This is a genomic window from Hyphomonas oceanitis SCH89, assembly GCF_000685295.1.
GTDB lineage: Bacteria > Pseudomonadota > Alphaproteobacteria > Caulobacterales > Hyphomonadaceae > Hyphomonas > Hyphomonas oceanitis.
Map to the genome: position 1 here is coordinate 15,376 of NZ_ARYL01000018.1, position 14,759 is coordinate 30,134.

Annotated in this window: 12 protein-coding genes; 9 read left to right on the top strand and 3 right to left on the bottom strand. The window is 58.8% G+C overall.

The genetic code is table 11. The annotated features are described in order from the left end of the window. The first annotated feature begins 47 nt into the window (after nucleotides 1-47). Both HOC_RS12335 and HOC_RS12340 read left to right on the top strand, forming a co-directional pair. A complete protein-coding gene (locus HOC_RS12335) occupies nucleotides 48-1,736 on the top strand; it encodes an alpha/beta fold hydrolase (protein ID WP_035539042.1) in 1,689 nt (562 codons plus the stop codon). 36 nt (nucleotides 1,737-1,772) lie between these two features. Next, on the top strand, nucleotides 1,773-2,615 hold the full coding sequence (locus HOC_RS12340; protein ID WP_035539044.1) for an alpha/beta fold hydrolase: 843 nt from the start codon (nucleotides 1,773-1,775) through the stop codon (nucleotides 2,613-2,615). Nucleotides 2,616-2,618: 3 nt separating this feature from the next. Here HOC_RS12340 and HOC_RS12345 read toward each other — a convergent pair whose 3' ends face one another. Next, complete coding sequence (locus HOC_RS12345) at nucleotides 2,619-4,196, bottom strand: AMP-binding protein (RefSeq protein WP_051624829.1); 1,578 nt, start codon at nucleotides 4,194-4,196, stop codon at nucleotides 2,619-2,621. 149 nt (nucleotides 4,197-4,345) lie between these two features. Between HOC_RS12345 and lipA the strand changes: the two genes are divergently transcribed. Then, nucleotides 4,346-5,317, top strand: a complete 972-nt coding sequence (gene lipA / locus HOC_RS12350; protein WP_035539046.1) for a lipoyl synthase — start codon at nucleotides 4,346-4,348, stop codon at nucleotides 5,315-5,317. Nucleotide 5,318: 1 nt separating this feature from the next. Continuing rightward, on the top strand, nucleotides 5,319-5,795 hold the full coding sequence (locus tag HOC_RS12355) for a type II toxin-antitoxin system RatA family toxin (RefSeq protein ID WP_035539048.1): 477 nt from the start codon (nucleotides 5,319-5,321) through the stop codon (nucleotides 5,793-5,795). Here HOC_RS12355 and HOC_RS12360 read toward each other — a convergent pair. Continuing rightward, nucleotides 5,773-6,264, bottom strand: coding sequence for a CinA family protein (locus HOC_RS12360; protein WP_034743090.1), 492 nt, complete (start codon nucleotides 6,262-6,264; stop codon nucleotides 5,773-5,775). The genes HOC_RS12355 and HOC_RS12360 overlap by 23 nt on opposite strands. Nucleotides 6,265-6,273: 9 nt before the next feature. Next, on the bottom strand, nucleotides 6,274-7,416 hold the full coding sequence (locus HOC_RS12365; RefSeq protein ID WP_035539050.1) for a bifunctional 2-C-methyl-D-erythritol 4-phosphate cytidylyltransferase/2-C-methyl-D-erythritol 2,4-cyclodiphosphate synthase: 1,143 nt from the start codon (nucleotides 7,414-7,416) through the stop codon (nucleotides 6,274-6,276). A 159-nt stretch (nucleotides 7,417-7,575) separates the two neighbouring features. Between HOC_RS12365 and HOC_RS12370 the strand changes: the two genes are divergently transcribed. From HOC_RS12370 to ntrX, 5 genes are all read left to right on the top strand, one after another. Beyond that, on the top strand, nucleotides 7,576-8,526 hold the full coding sequence (locus tag HOC_RS12370; protein ID WP_241767003.1) for a tRNA dihydrouridine synthase: 951 nt from the start codon (nucleotides 7,576-7,578) through the stop codon (nucleotides 8,524-8,526). A 1-nt stretch (nucleotide 8,527) separates the two neighbouring features. Beyond that, nucleotides 8,528-9,598, top strand: coding sequence for a two-component system sensor histidine kinase NtrB (locus HOC_RS12375; RefSeq protein WP_035539054.1), 1,071 nt, complete (start codon nucleotides 8,528-8,530; stop codon nucleotides 9,596-9,598). Beyond that, a complete protein-coding gene (locus tag HOC_RS12380) occupies nucleotides 9,591-10,967 on the top strand; it encodes a sigma-54-dependent Fis family transcriptional regulator (RefSeq protein ID WP_051624831.1) in 1,377 nt (458 codons plus the stop codon). Before HOC_RS12375 ends, HOC_RS12380 begins: the two co-directional genes overlap by 8 nt. Nucleotides 10,968-11,075: 108 nt before the next feature. Further along, complete coding sequence (locus HOC_RS12385) at nucleotides 11,076-13,373, top strand: sensor histidine kinase (RefSeq protein ID WP_051624832.1); 2,298 nt, start codon at nucleotides 11,076-11,078, stop codon at nucleotides 13,371-13,373. Further along, nucleotides 13,364-14,755, top strand: coding sequence for a nitrogen assimilation response regulator NtrX (ntrX, locus tag HOC_RS12390; RefSeq protein ID WP_035539058.1), 1,392 nt, complete (start codon nucleotides 13,364-13,366; stop codon nucleotides 14,753-14,755). The genes HOC_RS12385 and ntrX overlap by 10 nt, the downstream gene beginning before the upstream one ends. The last annotated feature ends 4 nt before the right edge of the window (nucleotides 14,756-14,759 follow it).

The following is a 14,759-nucleotide window of genomic DNA, read 5'->3' on the forward strand; positions in this document are numbered from 1 at the left end:
AGATCCTCGTGTCTGCGGAAGACCGGCGCACACGGGGAGACAAGCCAATGCCGACACCACAGGAAGAAATTGCCCGGAATGCTGCGGAGAGCACGACCGCGCTTAACCCGCTTACAGGCGGCTTCAACCGGCAGGAATTGCTTGGCGCCGTTGCCATGATGCTCCGGTCCACGATGACCAACCCCGTCACCACGGCCAAGACCGCCGGCAAGATCACCGCCGAGAACGCCAAAATCCTGATGGGCAAATCGGACCGTAAGTCAGACCGGAAGGACCGGCGCTTTCAGGACGCAGCGTGGGAGCATAACCCGTTCTACAAGCGCGGGATGCAGGCCTATCTGGCAACCCAGGAACATCTCAATGACTGGGTCGGCGAACTCAAGATGACTGAGCTTGAGCATGCGCGCGCCAAGTTCGTCATGGGCATGATCACAGATGCGCTGGCCCCTACGAACACGCTCTTGGGCAATCCGGCCGCTACGAAGCGTGTCGTCGATTCCGGTGGCCTTTCCCTGCTCAAGGGTATGCAGCATCTCTACACAGACCTGACGAAGAATGGAGGTATGCCGTCCCAGGTCGACAAGCGTCCGTTCAAGGTTGGCGAGAACCTCGCAACATCAAAGGGGTCCATCGTCTGGAAGAACGAGATGCTGGAACTGATCCAGTACGCTCCGACCACAGAGAAGGTTCACAAAACTCCCATCCTCATCATTCCGCCGCAGATCAACAAGTTCTACGCGAATGACCTGACTCCCATGACATCCATCGTGCAGTTCCTGCTGTCGATGGACCTGCAGCCATTTATCGTTTCGTGGCGGAACCCGACAAAGAAGCACGCCCATTGGGGCCTGTCGGACTATGTCGACAGTCTCATTCAGGCGAGCGAAGTCATCCGGAAGATCACGAAGTCGCCCAAGATCAATGTCGGCGGTGCCTGCTCCGGCGGGATTACGACGGCGACCTTCGCAAGCCTGCTCGCCGCGGCAGACGACAAGCGTATCAATGCGCTCACCTTCATGGTCTGTGTCCTTAACCCCCAGAGGGACGACAGCGACCTTGGCCAGATCGTCTCCGATGGCAGCCTCGAGATTGCCCGCAAGTATTCCAGGCGCAAAGGCATCCTGAAGGGCGAGGATCTGGCCCGCATGTTTGCGTGGATGCGCCCGAACGACCTCATCTGGAATTATGTCGTCAACAATTACCTGATGGGCGAGGATCCACCGCCCTATGACGTGCTCTTCTGGAACAATGACACAACCAATCTGCCCGCCCAGCTCCATTCGGACTATCTGGATCTTGGCTTGACGCAGCCCTTCGATCACCCAGGTGAAATCGATGTTGCAGGTCACAAGGCTGACCTGTCCAAGGTCAAATGCGATGCGTTCGTCGTGGCCGGTCTCACTGACCACATCACGCCATGGAAAGCCTGTTACCGGACGCCTGGTCTGTTGGGATCGGAAAATGTTGAGTTCGTCCTGTCCTCAAGCGGACACCTACAGTCCCTGATCAACCCGCCCGGAAATCCAAAAGCCAAGTATTTCCGTAATACCGAGATCAAGCCCACGTCTGACGAGTGGGCTGCGACGGCTGAGGAACATGCAGGCTCATGGTGGCCGCTCTGGGGCGCATGGCTGAAGGAGCGCTCCGGCGCACTCAAGACTGCGCCAAAAGCTTGCGGCAACGAGGCCTTCCCACCACTTTATGCGGCACCGGGCAAATACGTCTTTGACGAATAAGACGCTCCTGCCGTTATACGACCAAGGAAAATACCAATGCCCGCAACGGAACCACGCCCGAGAATAACCATGCAGGACGTCGACGGCGTTATCCTGCGCACGGCGTTCTGGGCCGCCAAAAACGATGTCGGTAATCGTCCGTTGCTGTTCTTCAATGGCATCGGGGCAAATCTTGAGCTCACGAATGCCCTTGGCGACATGTTCCCTGACCGCGATATCATCACGTTTGATGTGCCAGGCGTTGGCAAAAGCCCTGTCACGCAGTGGCCCTACCGCCCTTGGATGCTGGCGCGCTGGGCCCGCAAACTGCTTGACCAGTTCCACATCGACGAAGTGGACGTCATGGGCGTCTCATGGGGCGGGGCACTGGCGCAGCAGTTTGCCTTCCAGTATCGCAATCGCGTCGGCAAACTCATCCTGTGCGCCACAACAGCCGGTATGACGATGATTCCAGGCAAGCCGGCGTCCTTGTCCAAAATGGTCGATGCCCGCCGCTATACCGATCCTGACTACATGCGCGAAAACTTCGCCACGCTCTACGGAGACGTGGCCGATGGTGCTGCTGACGGCCACATCCACAACCTCATGCCGCCTGAACCGAAGGGCTATATCTACCAGCTGCTCGCATTCATCGGCTGGTCGAGCCTGCCCTTCATTCGCTTCATGCGAATGCCGACCCTGGTCATGATGGGCGACAAGGACTCGATCGTGCCACTCGCGAACGGGCATATCCTGAAGGTCGCGCTGCCGAATTCGCGTCTCCACGTCGTCGAGGGCGGCGGGCACCTGTTCCTCGTCACGCGCGCTGAAGAAACGGCTGCCGTTATCCGCAGCTTTCTTGAAGAAGCGGAAGAGATGCCAACTCGCGCCGCAGCCTGAGGTCTAACCCGCCATCAGGTCATCGGCCTGTTTTTTGACGGCGGCATAGTCGATCTTGCCCGTACCAAGGACAGCTATGTCCTTCACATGGAATACGCGCCGCGGCACGGCGAAGTCCGCCACGCCATGGTTCTTCGCCCAGGCCATGATATCGTCGCGGTTACAGGCCTCGGCATCGCTAAGCAAAATGATCTGCTCGCCCTTGCGCGGATCCGGCATGGTAACTGCCGCATGCAGATTATCCGGCCACACGGCGCTGGCGCAGTTCTCCACCACCGCCAGCGAAACCATTTCGCCGCCGATCTTCGCGAAGCGTTTCACGCGCCCCATGATGTGGATGAAACCCTCGGCATCTATCGAGACGATGTCGCCTGTATCATGCCAGCCGCCTTCCGGCCGCTCCAGAACGCCCGGGCGCGATGGCCGCAAATAGCCGAGCATGATGTTGGGGCCCCGGATATGCAGCCGCCCCCCGTCCGCAATACCGTCTACGGGCACCAGCTTTGACTCCATGTCGGCCATAAGCTGTCCGACTGTGCCGGGCTTGTTGTTTTCCCATTGGTTGGCCGCAACGACAGGCGATGCCTCGGTCGCGCCATAACCTTCCAGTATCTCAATCTCGAATTTGCGCCGCACGAGCGCCCGTGTCTCGTCCTTAACGCGCTCGGCGCCGCAAACCGCGAGGCGCACAGAATCCATATCGCCCTCGGCGCCGATACGGGCGTACTGCGAAATGAACGTGTCTGTCGCGAGCAGGATGGTCGAGCCATTACTGCGGATTCGCTTGACGATCTCGCGCGGTTGAAGCGGGGAGGGGTGGAACATGACCTGGATACCCGCAACGATCGGCAGGATCGCCCCAACCGTAAGACCAAAGCAGTGAAAGGTCGGCAGGGGGTTGAACAGTTTGTCCGTATCGGGACTGAGGCCAATATGAGCACGCACCTGCTCGACATTCGCCATGACATTCTCATGGCTGAGGACAACGCCTTTCGGTTCGCCTTCCGTGCCGGATGTAAACAGGATAACACCCGGCGACTTGTAGGCTGCCTTTGACCGGAACAGGGCGGGCACGATAGGCCCCACAGCTGCGGCAATCTTGTTTCCCAGCGAGAGGGCTTCGCGAACGTCCTCAAGATAGACAATCTCGACGACCTTGCCGAGTTCGGCGATCAGCGCTTCCAGTCCGCCCAGCTCGACGAATTTGTGAGCCGTCACGATGCGTTTCACGCCTGCTGCGATCATGGCCGCCTTGAGGTTGGCTGATCCGGCTGTGAAGTTCAGCATGGCGGGCGTGCGGCCATAGGCGGCCAGGGCATAGAATGCCACAACGGCGCCGGCCCCTGTGGGCAGCATGACGCCCACGGCCTCACCGCGTGATGTCCCTTTTTTCAGCGCCGCGCCCAGCCCAAAGGCGCCCCGCACAATCTCTTTGTATGTAAGTTCGCGGTCATCCCCATCGACAACGATCACCTTGTCGGCGCCAAATTCGCTTTTGGCGCGCAGCAATGCCGAGAAAAGGTCGATTCGTGTGCGGGATGGCCGATAGCTGATTGGCGAAGGTATCGTCACGCTATTCATACAAGGGCCCTTTGACTTCGTGAGCTGCACTCACTTTTGTAACATTTTGTCACGTAAGGGCCTCGACGCAACCGATAATGCAAGTTTGCATATGCAGCCTGCGCTGCATTTCCCTTGATGAATCGGGTCGGCGCGTCCATCTTCCGCCCATGGCAACACTCATTGATCTCACCCCGTCCGGTCGCAAGCATCGGCATCCGGAAAAGCAGGCGCGCCCCGACACGCCGATCCTCCGCAAGCCGGACTGGATTCGCGTTAAGGCGCCGACATCGGCCGGCTATGCCGAAACGCGGGAAATCGTGAAATCCAAAGGCCTTATTACGGTTTGTGAGGAGGCTGGCTGCCCGAACATCGGCGAATGCTGGGAGAAGAAGCACGCGACCATGATGATCATGGGCGATGTTTGTACCCGCGCCTGCTCCTTCTGCAACGTGTCCACCGGCAAGCCACCTTCAGGCCTCGATGCAGATGAGCCGCGCCGCGTAGGTGAAGCTGTTGCCGAAATGGGCCTTGAGCATGTCGTTATCACCTCGGTGGATCGTGATGACCTTGAAGACGGCGGCGCGATGCACTTCGTCCACGTCATCAATGCGATTCGCGCCGCATCCCCTGGCACGACGATCGAGATCCTGACGCCGGACTTCCTGCGCAAGGATGGCTGGGAAAACCGGGTCATCGACGCGCGTCCTGACGTCTTCAATCACAATCTCGAAACCGTCCCGCGCCTTTACCTCTCGATCCGTCCCGGCGCGCGTTACTATCATTCGCTTCGCCTGCTTCAGAAAGTGAAGGACCGCGATCCGTCGCAGTTCACCAAGTCCGGCCTCATGGTTGGTCTCGGCGAAACGAAGGAAGAGGTGATGCAGGTCATGGACGACATGCGCTCTGCGGGCGTCGACTTCCTGACCATCGGCCAATACCTGCAGCCGACGCGCAAACATGCGGCCATTGACCGGTTCGTCACGCCGGACGAGTTCAAGGCGCTTGAAGAGATCGCGCGCGCCAAAGGCTTCCTCATGGTATCGGCCACACCGCTGACGCGTTCGAGCTATCATGCCGGTGAAGACTTCGCCCGCATGCGCGCTGCGCGCGAAGCAAAGCTCGCAGTCCAAACGGCATAAGATGCCCCGTTTCTCCAAATCGGTTCGCGTGCCCTATACGCCGGCACAGGCGTTCGATCTCGTATCGGATATTGGTCGCTATCCCGACTTCATCAAATGGATCACCGCAATGCGTGTCTCCGAGGTTCGGGTTGATGAAACCGGCGCGACGCATTGCCAGGGCGATGCTGTTGTTGGGTTCAAGGGATTTGTTGAGCGCTTTTCGACTGGCGTGGTTGCCGATCCTGATGCAGGCACGGTCGTCGCAAGTCTTATCAAAGGGCCCTTTCGGGCCTTGCGCGCGCAGTGGACGATTACGCCCTTGGAGCGTGGTGGCTCCGACATCGCGCTCGAAATCAAATACGAGTTCCGCAATGTGCTCATCGCCATGCTGGCGGCCGCCAATCACGACATTGCTGTTGATCGCATCATGAGTGCGTTTCTCGCAGAAGCGCAGAAGCGCTACGGCCCTGCGCCTAGCGCATCTGTACCTGTATGAGGTTCAGGGCCGTCTCCACGGCGGCCATCCGAATATCCTGCCGACTGATCTCGCCGACCTGAATCATCTCGTGAACCACAGCGCGGTTCTCGCGTGCGCAGGCAATATGAACCGTGCCGACCGGCTTCATCCGCGTGCCGCCGCCCGGGCCGGCGACGCCGGTAATGGCAACGGCGATATTGGCCCGGCTGGCTTCCAGCGCACCTTCCGCCATCATCCGCGCCACCGGCTCTGATACGGCGCCATAATCGGCCAGCACATCACCCGCAATGCCCAGCATCTCTTCCTTCGCGCGGTTGGAATAGGTCACGAACCCACGCTCGAAGACGCTGGAAGAGCCGGGAATGTCGGTAAACAGGGCGGCGAGCAGGCCGCCGGTGCAGCTTTCAGCCGTGCAGATCTTGAGGCGCGCTTGCTCGGCATCATCAAGGATCAGCATGGCGAGATTTCGGAGACGATCTGGAAACATGGCCGGAGATTAGCGCGGCTGGTTCGTTGGCACCAGCACTGCGATGGCCTCCGCCGCTATTCCCTCGCGTCGCCCGGTAAAGCCCAATCCCTCCGTCGTGGTTGCCTTCACGCTGACAGCCGAAAGGGGCAAGCCCATCAACTCGGCTGTACGGCTGCGCATTGCCTCACGGTGCGGCTTCACCTTCGGCGCTTCACAGATCACGGTGATGTCACAGCTCGAAACCGCATAGCCCTCAGCGCCAGCCAGCCGGATAGCCTCCTGCAGGAAGATGGCACTGTCGGCATTCTTCCACCGGGCATCCGAAGGCGGGAAATGGTCACCGATATCGCCCAGCGCAACGGCGCCCAGTATGGCGTCCGTCAGCGCGTGCCAGGCGGCATCCGCATCGGAATGCCCCTTCAGCTTCGCAGTATGCGGGATAGCGACACCGCACAGCGTGACATGATCGCCCGGCTCGAACGCATGAACGTCGAAGCCCTTGCCCACGCGGGGTGCAGCAGCGGCTGGGCTCATCAGTTTTGCCACCAAGTCGAAATCCTCCGGATAGGTGATCTTGTGCAGGCGTTCGTCGCCAGGGATCAGTTCAACCTTCGCACCCGTCGCTTCCATGGCTGCAAGGTCATCGACCAGATCACCATCGGACGCATCGAGCGCGGCGCGGATGGCGCCCAGCCGGAAGGCCTGAGGGGTCTGGACACGAAACAGGCCCTCCCGGGGCACGGTTTCAAGTTTGCCATTCCGCTCCGTTTTGAGGGCATCCGGAACGGGCAGGGCGGGGGCAACTGCGTCTGCATTTTTGAGCGCTGCGATAAGGGCGCTGATCATGTCCTGGCTGAGGCCGGGACGGGCGGCATCGTGGATCAGGACAGCGGTGTCCGGGGGCAGGTCGAGTGCTGCGAGCCCGTTGCGTACCGATTGGGTCCGGGAATCCCCACCGAGTACCCATGAAGTACCCGGGAATGGTCCGAACTTACCCTGACCGGTCCCGGAAACGACCACCAAATGACCCACATCGGGATGTTGAAGGAAAGCTTCAATCGACCATTCGAGCACTGTTCGCCCGAGAAGGGATTCATATTGCTTCGGCCCAACGCGACCCGCGCGGGTACCCTTTCCACCAGCGACAATGATTGCGGCTACCTGTGGCATAAACGGGTTTCTCTGGAAGGTTGCCAAAACGAGTTATAGGCCTTTTTCAACATGAATTTTTGTACAGATGCGCGTCTTTTGTGCACTTGCGAAGAAATGAAAAGTCGGAACAATAGCCTTATGACTGTTTTTAAGGCACCCCAAGTTTGGCTCGCGCCGATGTCCGGCGCAACTGACGCGCCGATGCGCCGCCAGTCTGTCCGGTTCGGCGCTCCGGCTGTCGTGTCCGAAATGGTGGCCAGCGAGACGCTGGCCTCGGCCCGACCGGATATGGTTCGGCGAACCTGCCGCCACGATGGGGCAGGCAAGTGGATCGTGCAGCTCGCAGCGCGGCGTCCTGTAGATATGCTTGCAGGTTCCGTATTGATGCGTAAGGCCGGGGTTGATGTCATTGATATCAATATGGGTTGCCCGTCCAAACAAGTGACTGGAGGCCAGTCTGGGTCTGCTCTTATGCAGGATATCCCGCTTGCGACAAGTATCATCGAAGCGGCGCTGGAGGGAGCCAACGGAACGCCCGTAACCCTCAAGATGCGCCTTGGGTGGGATGATGACAGCCTGAATGCCCCGGAACTGGCCCGTATTGCCGAGGGTTTGGGCGTTCAAATGATAGCGGTACACGGGCGCACTCGCTGCCAGTTCTACACCGGTGCAGCAAACTGGGCCGCAGTGAGACCCACTGTCGACGCTGTATCCGTCCCCGTGATCGTCAATGGCGATATCAGTTCACTCGAAGATGCCCGCAATGCGCTTGCCCAATCAGGCGCCCACGGCGTCATGATCGGGCGTGCCGCAATGGGGAAGCCTTGGCTTGCTGGAGAAATAGCGGCCGGACTGGTCGCAAAACCCTACAAGCGCCCCGACCTCGCTGAGCAATTCGACAGCCTCGCGGAGCAGGTAAGGGATTCGGTCGGCCTCTACGGAGGCGCTCTTGGCGTTCGCACCGTTCGAAAACATGTGTCGGCCGCAATAGACGGTCTTGAATTGCCTTTGGCGGACGATCGCAGAAGGGCCCTTCGGTCCAACCTTTGCCAGATCGCCGATCCGGCTGACCTCATTAAATCGCTGAAGACACTTTATCTGAAACCCCAACTGCTTGAGGCCGCTTAAGATGGCATCACTCGCAACCCTGAGACCGCCAATGCTGGGTGAACTCTCTCCCGTCGCTCTCGTCCTGATCGATGCGCGTCGCCGCATTCTGGAGGCGAACCCTGCGGCTGAGTCGCTCCTCAAAATGTCTCGCCGCGCCCTTGCCGGACGGCCTCTGAGTGAGGTCATCTATCATGACTCCCCACTCTTCGAGCTGATCGATCGCGCGCAGCGACAAGCCGGCGACATCATGGCGCCGGGTACGCCGATTTCCGGTCCAGGCATGCATTCCCGCATTATCTGCGACATTCGGGTCAGAAGCGCAGATCGCGGTGCGTTTGTTCTGGCCCTTGCAGAAACACCTTCCCGCGAGAGCAGTGATTCCGTGGCTGGCGCGGCCGGGTTTGGCCGTATCCTCGGGCATGAGGTCAAAAACCCTCTGGCGGGTATAATCGGCGCTGCGCAACTGCTTGAGCGCCAAGGTCAGGCTGACCAAAGCGAACTGCTGGACATCATCAAGGATGAAGCGCGCCGCATAGAGCGGCTGGTCAACCGCCTGTCTGCGTTTGAACTCTTTTCGGCGCCACGCCTGCAGCCTTTTAATATACACGCGCTGCTCGACAAGATTATCGCCGCAGAACGGGCAGCGAATGGTCCGAAGGTCACATTCCAGCGGATGTTCGATCCTTCCCTGCCGGACGTCGTCGGGGATTCGGATCACCTGCAACAGGCCTTCCACAATATCATGCGCAACGCTGTAGAGGCGTCCGTCGAGAATGGTTCGAGTGGCAATGTCACAATCCGGACCGCCTACGCCGCAGGACTTGCCATGAAGCAAGCACGCCTCGGGGCCGGTCTGCGCCGGGCGATGCTGATAACAATCGAGGACGATGGAAAGGGCATCCCGCGTGAGCGGCAAGCGACGATCTTTGATGTCTTCCAGAGTTCCAAATCAGGTGCACGAGGCCTTGGGCTCTCGATAGTGAGTGAAGTCGTGACAGCACACGGCGGACAAATAAGGGTAGATAGCGAGCCGGGGTCAACCCGGTTCACAGTGCTGCTGCCGCTTGGAGATGGAACAGAGCATGGCTGACAAGACAGTACTTCTGGCTGAAGACGATGCGAGCATTCGTCTGGTTGTGAACCAGACACTGGTTGCTGCCGGATATGATGTCCGGGCAACGAGTTCGACGGACGCTCTTGAGCGCTGGGTCCGCAATGGGGAAGGCGATGTCGTCGTTACGGATGTCTACCTGGGTGAGACTTCGATCTTCGATCTTCTGCCGTCCCTGAAACTGGCTCGGCCCGAACTTCCCTTCATTGTCATGAGTGGTCAGAACACGATCCTCACGGCTGCTTCCGCTGCGGAGCATGGCGCGTTTGACTATCTCCCAAAGCCCTTTGACATCGACATGCTCTCCAGCCTTGTGCAGCGCGCGCTGAAATCGGCCCCGAAATCCTCCAACCGGGCGATCAATCCGGAAGCGCAAAAGGCGATCAGTGACGCGGGCCTCCCACTTATCGGCCGGTCTGACGCCATGCAGGAAGTCTATCGGATCATCGCCAAAGTGATGAATACCGAGCTGACCGTGCTGATTGAAGGTGAAAGCGGCACGGGCAAGGAACTCGCGGCACGTGCCATCCACCAGCTCGGTGCGGCGAAAGCCGGAAAGTTCGTCGCGCTTGATCTGGCGGCCCTGCCAGCCAGCGAGATCAACAAGGAACTCTTCGGCACAGGCGGTGAGGGCGGCGCAGTCCACTTGAAAGGGGGCACGCTCTATCTGGATGAGATCGGTGATCTGCCAGCGGAAGCGCAGACACAACTGGTCAAACTGCTGCGCGACTCCAGCGGCGCGCGTTTGATTGCTTCGACACGGCGCAATCTTGGCCGTCTGGTGGAAGAGGGGCGTTTCCGTGAAGACCTCTACTATCGTCTAAATGTCGTGCGGCTCACAATGCCGCCCTTGCGTCTTCGCAAGGAAGACATACCGGAACTTGCCCGGGCTTTCCTCATCCGGGCGCAGCGGCAGGGTCTTTCCGCCAAGATCCTGGACAAGTCCGCAATTGATTTACTGACCGCCTATGACTGGCCCGGAAACGTGCGGGAGCTCGAGAACCTGATTCTCCGTCTTGCCGTTCTAAGCCCTGACGAAGCGATTACGTTGCGTGATGTCGAGCGTGAGCTGCGTGCAGGTGCCTCCGAGCAAAAGGGTGTCAGCGCAGGCCTTGAAAAGGACGTTGAAACCCTTCTGCATCGCTACGTGATGGGTGACCTCATCGCGGGTGGGGATTCCGAGGATTCTGCAGTGTATTCACGGGTTATCGATCAGGTCGAGAGGCCCCTCATCAAGCTCGCTCTCTCGGTAACTGCCGGTAATAAGGTGAAAGCGGCGCAACTCCTGGGCATGAACCGGAACACATTGCGGGCGAAGATCAACGCGCTTGGAATTGCAGAAGACTGATTGACGGCACATGAAACTGTGGTTTTAGTGCACCACTGTTGCGGATGTGACACTTAACCGTGTCGTAAATGCAACGGGGCCGGGGTGGCCACGGTAGAGCACGTCGATTTGTCAAACACACTGAGCCAACAGGCGACGAAGGCGAGCTGGGCCCTTTTTGAGGGCCTCTTCATCATTGCGGCGCTTGTTGCCGTTTTCGCAACCTTCATCGCCATATCGGGTGCGGACCCCGATAATCCGACGGCCGGTGCAACGCCCTGGCTGCTCGGGCTGAACTTCATCGTGATCATCGTGCTCGCGATCATCGTGGCGCGCGAATACTTTTCGATCCAGCGTAGCGGTCGCGGAGAAGGCAAGGGCCTCTTGGCCAAGCGCTTTGTGTTGCTGTTTGGCTTTTCCGCTCTGATACCCGCCATGATTGTTGCCATATTCATCGGCGCGTTCATCACACGTGGCCTGGATAATTGGCTTGGTGAGCGTGTCGACACGATCATGGAAAAGAATGCCCGCATCTTTCAAGATTATGTCGACAATTTCGAGAATACGCTCGATGTGGACGTGCGCCTTGCAGCTCTTGATATCGAGAACTTTGCGCGGGACGTGAAAACGTCACTCGCAGCGAGTGGCGAGAATGATGAGATCAACGCTGACAGTCTCGCCAAGGATGCCTCTAAGGCCTTTATTGATGGCTTGCGATCGGAACTGGGTTTTCGCGAGTTTCTGACGATTGCGGTACTTGGTCCGGATGGGGTCGAGCTCATTGCGGAGCAGAGCGTCCAGCAACCTATCCTCGTGCCGCCACCTCAATCGGCTTTTGAAGAAGCAAATAGCGGCAATATCGCCACCACGCTCTACGAGAACCGTGGTGTCGCAACCGCGCTTATCCGCATTGAGGAGCCGCTGGACGGCTATATCTACGCGGTCAAGAACTTCGACAAGAATGCCGCCGTCCAGCTTCGCGAGGCCGAGGCAGCGCTGGCACAATACAACAACGCCAAAAGGCGCAGCGGTCGCCTTCAGTACATATTCGCTATCGGATATACACAAATCGCGGCGCTCATATTGCTGCTGGCTGGTAGGCTTGGTCTGGAAGCAGCCGGCCGGATTACCGGTCCGATCGGGCGCCTCGCCGTTGCGGCGCACACCGTCAGAGATGGTGATCTCTCCGTCCGTGTTCCGGTGTCGGGACCACAGGATGAAGTCTATGCGCTGACGAACTCGTTTAACGCCATGACTGAGCAATTGGCTGAACAGCGCAACGCATTGATCCGTGCCCGCGAGGACGAGGAGGACCGGCGTAAATTTGTCGAGACCTTGCTGGCCGAAGTCAGTGCCGGAGTCATCCGAATGGATGGTGATATGGTCGTGACGCTCGCGAACAGGTCAGCAGGCGAGGTGCTTGGCATTGGGGAAATCATGCCCGGCCAGACACTGGGAGAAGTCGCGCCGCTTTTCGAGCGCTATGCGCGCGATACGCTTGAGCGCATAGCGCCGGTAGATGCGTCGCTTGATCTGAGCATCAATGGCGAGGTTCGCCATATTCGTCTCAAGACAGCGCCAGATCCGGCGGGCGGATGCGTGCTGACCTTCGACGACACCACGCGGCTGGTGAATGCGCAGCGCCAACTCGCCTGGCGCGATGTTGCGCGGCGGATCGCGCATGAAATCCGCAATCCGCTGACTCCCATCATGCTATCCACCGAGCGTATCAAGCGGCGTTATGGAGACAAGATTGACGATAGCGACGGCGTTTTCGATCGCTGCATTGAGACCATCCTGCGTCAGGTAGGCGATATCGGCCGTATGGTAGAGGAATTTTCGTCCTTCGCACGCATGCCCAAGCCGAGTGTCGCTCCGTTCAACATGCGTTCGCTCCTGCAGGGCACCGGATTCTCGCAAAGCATGGTGTCACCGGATGTCGAAATCGAGTTTGAGACGAACACGGATGATGCGGTTTACCGCGGCGACGAACGTCTCCTCGGGCAGGCCTTCGGGAATCTCCTTAAAAATGCGGCAGAGGCGATTGAGGGCCTTCCTGAGGATTCCGATATCAATGGGCACATCCGGGTCGTACTGTCGGCGAATGCGGGCGGCGTAGAGGTCACCATCGAGGACAATGGACCGGGTTTTCCACAGGACGTGCGTGATCGCCTGCTGGAACCCTACGTAACGACTCGGGAAAAGGGCACTGGTCTCGGACTCGCAATCGTCAATCGCATTATTGCTGATCATGGCGGATCCATTTCCCTGCAAAACAGGCTGGATGGCATGCGCGGTGCGCGGGTGCGTGTGTGGCTACCGGCTAACGGTCCTGCTTCTGTTGGTGAAGATTCTGAGGCGGGCGGCAGTTTAACTTCCGATACCGCCATATTCGAAAATGTAGAGGAGCCAACGCCATGGCGTTAGACATTCTGGTTGTTGATGACGAACCCGATATTCGTGAGCTGGTCGCGGGTGTGTTGAGCGACGAGGGGTATTCGGTTCGCACGGCAGAGACTGCTGAACGAGCGCTTGAGGAGGTCCGTACACGGACGCCTCGTCTCGTCGTGCTGGACGTCTGGCTTCAGGGAAGCCAGATGGATGGTCTGTCATTGCTCAAGTATTTGAAATCCATCGATCCGTTTCTCCCCGTTATTGTGATCAGCGGCCATGGCAATATTGAAACAGCAGTGGCCGCCATTCGGCGGGGTGCGTACGACTTTATCGAGAAACCCTTCAAGACTGACAGGTTGCTGCATCTTATCGAGAGGGCGATTGAATCTGCTGCGCTGAAATATGAGAACGCGGCCCTTCGCAACCGCGCCGGCGAAGACGAGCACTGGATTGGCAACAGTCAGGCTGCCGCAAACCTGCGGGCCGCCATCGAGAAGGTTGCGCCGACTAATTCGCGTGTGATGATTAATGGTCCCGCCGGTGTGGGCAAAGAGCTTGCCGCACGTTTGATTCACCGGAACTCCCTGCGGGCCGGTGGACCGTTCGTAGTAGTGAACGCTGCCAGCATCGCGCCTGACCAGATGGAAAGCGCGCTGTTCGGCGAAGAGGACCAGCAAGGCCGTACTGTCCGCGTTGGCCTGTTCGAGAAAGCTCACAACGGAACGCTGCTGCTGGACGAAGTGGCGGACATGCCGCTCGGAACGCAGAACAAGATCCTGCGTGTCTTGACGGAGCAGCGTTTCCAGCGAGTCGGCGGGCGCTCTGACGTCAGCGTGGACGTGCGAGTGATGTCGGCCACAACGAAGGATCTCAAAGAAGAGATCGAGCAGGGTAATTTCCGGGAAGATCTTTTCTATCGACTGAGCGTTGTTCCGCTCCGGGTTCCGTCCCTGGCGGAGCGGCGGGACGATATCGGCGACCTCGTGAGCTATTTCATCGATCGTATTTCGGATTCATCCGGCCTTACGCCGCGCGAATTTTCGGAAGAGGCCATGGCAGTTCTGCAGTCGATGGACTGGCCGGGCAATATCCGCCAGTTGCGCAATGTGGTGGAGCGGATTTTGATCCTGTCGCCGTCTGATTCCAGCCGCCCGGTAAGCGTCGACGAGTTGCCGCGAGACACAGGTTCGGGTGCCATGCAGAACTCCAAAGGAGGATCGGCAGAGCTTGTCGGCCTATCGCTTCGGGATGCCCGCGAGCAGTTCGAGCGTGAATATCTTGCGCTACAGATCACAAGGTTTAACGGAAATATTTCGAGAACTGCGGAATTCATCGGAATGGAACGATCCGCACTGCACAGAAAATTAAAGGCTTTGGGCGTAGGTTCCGGGCTGACTCGGCAAGACGGCGAATGACCGT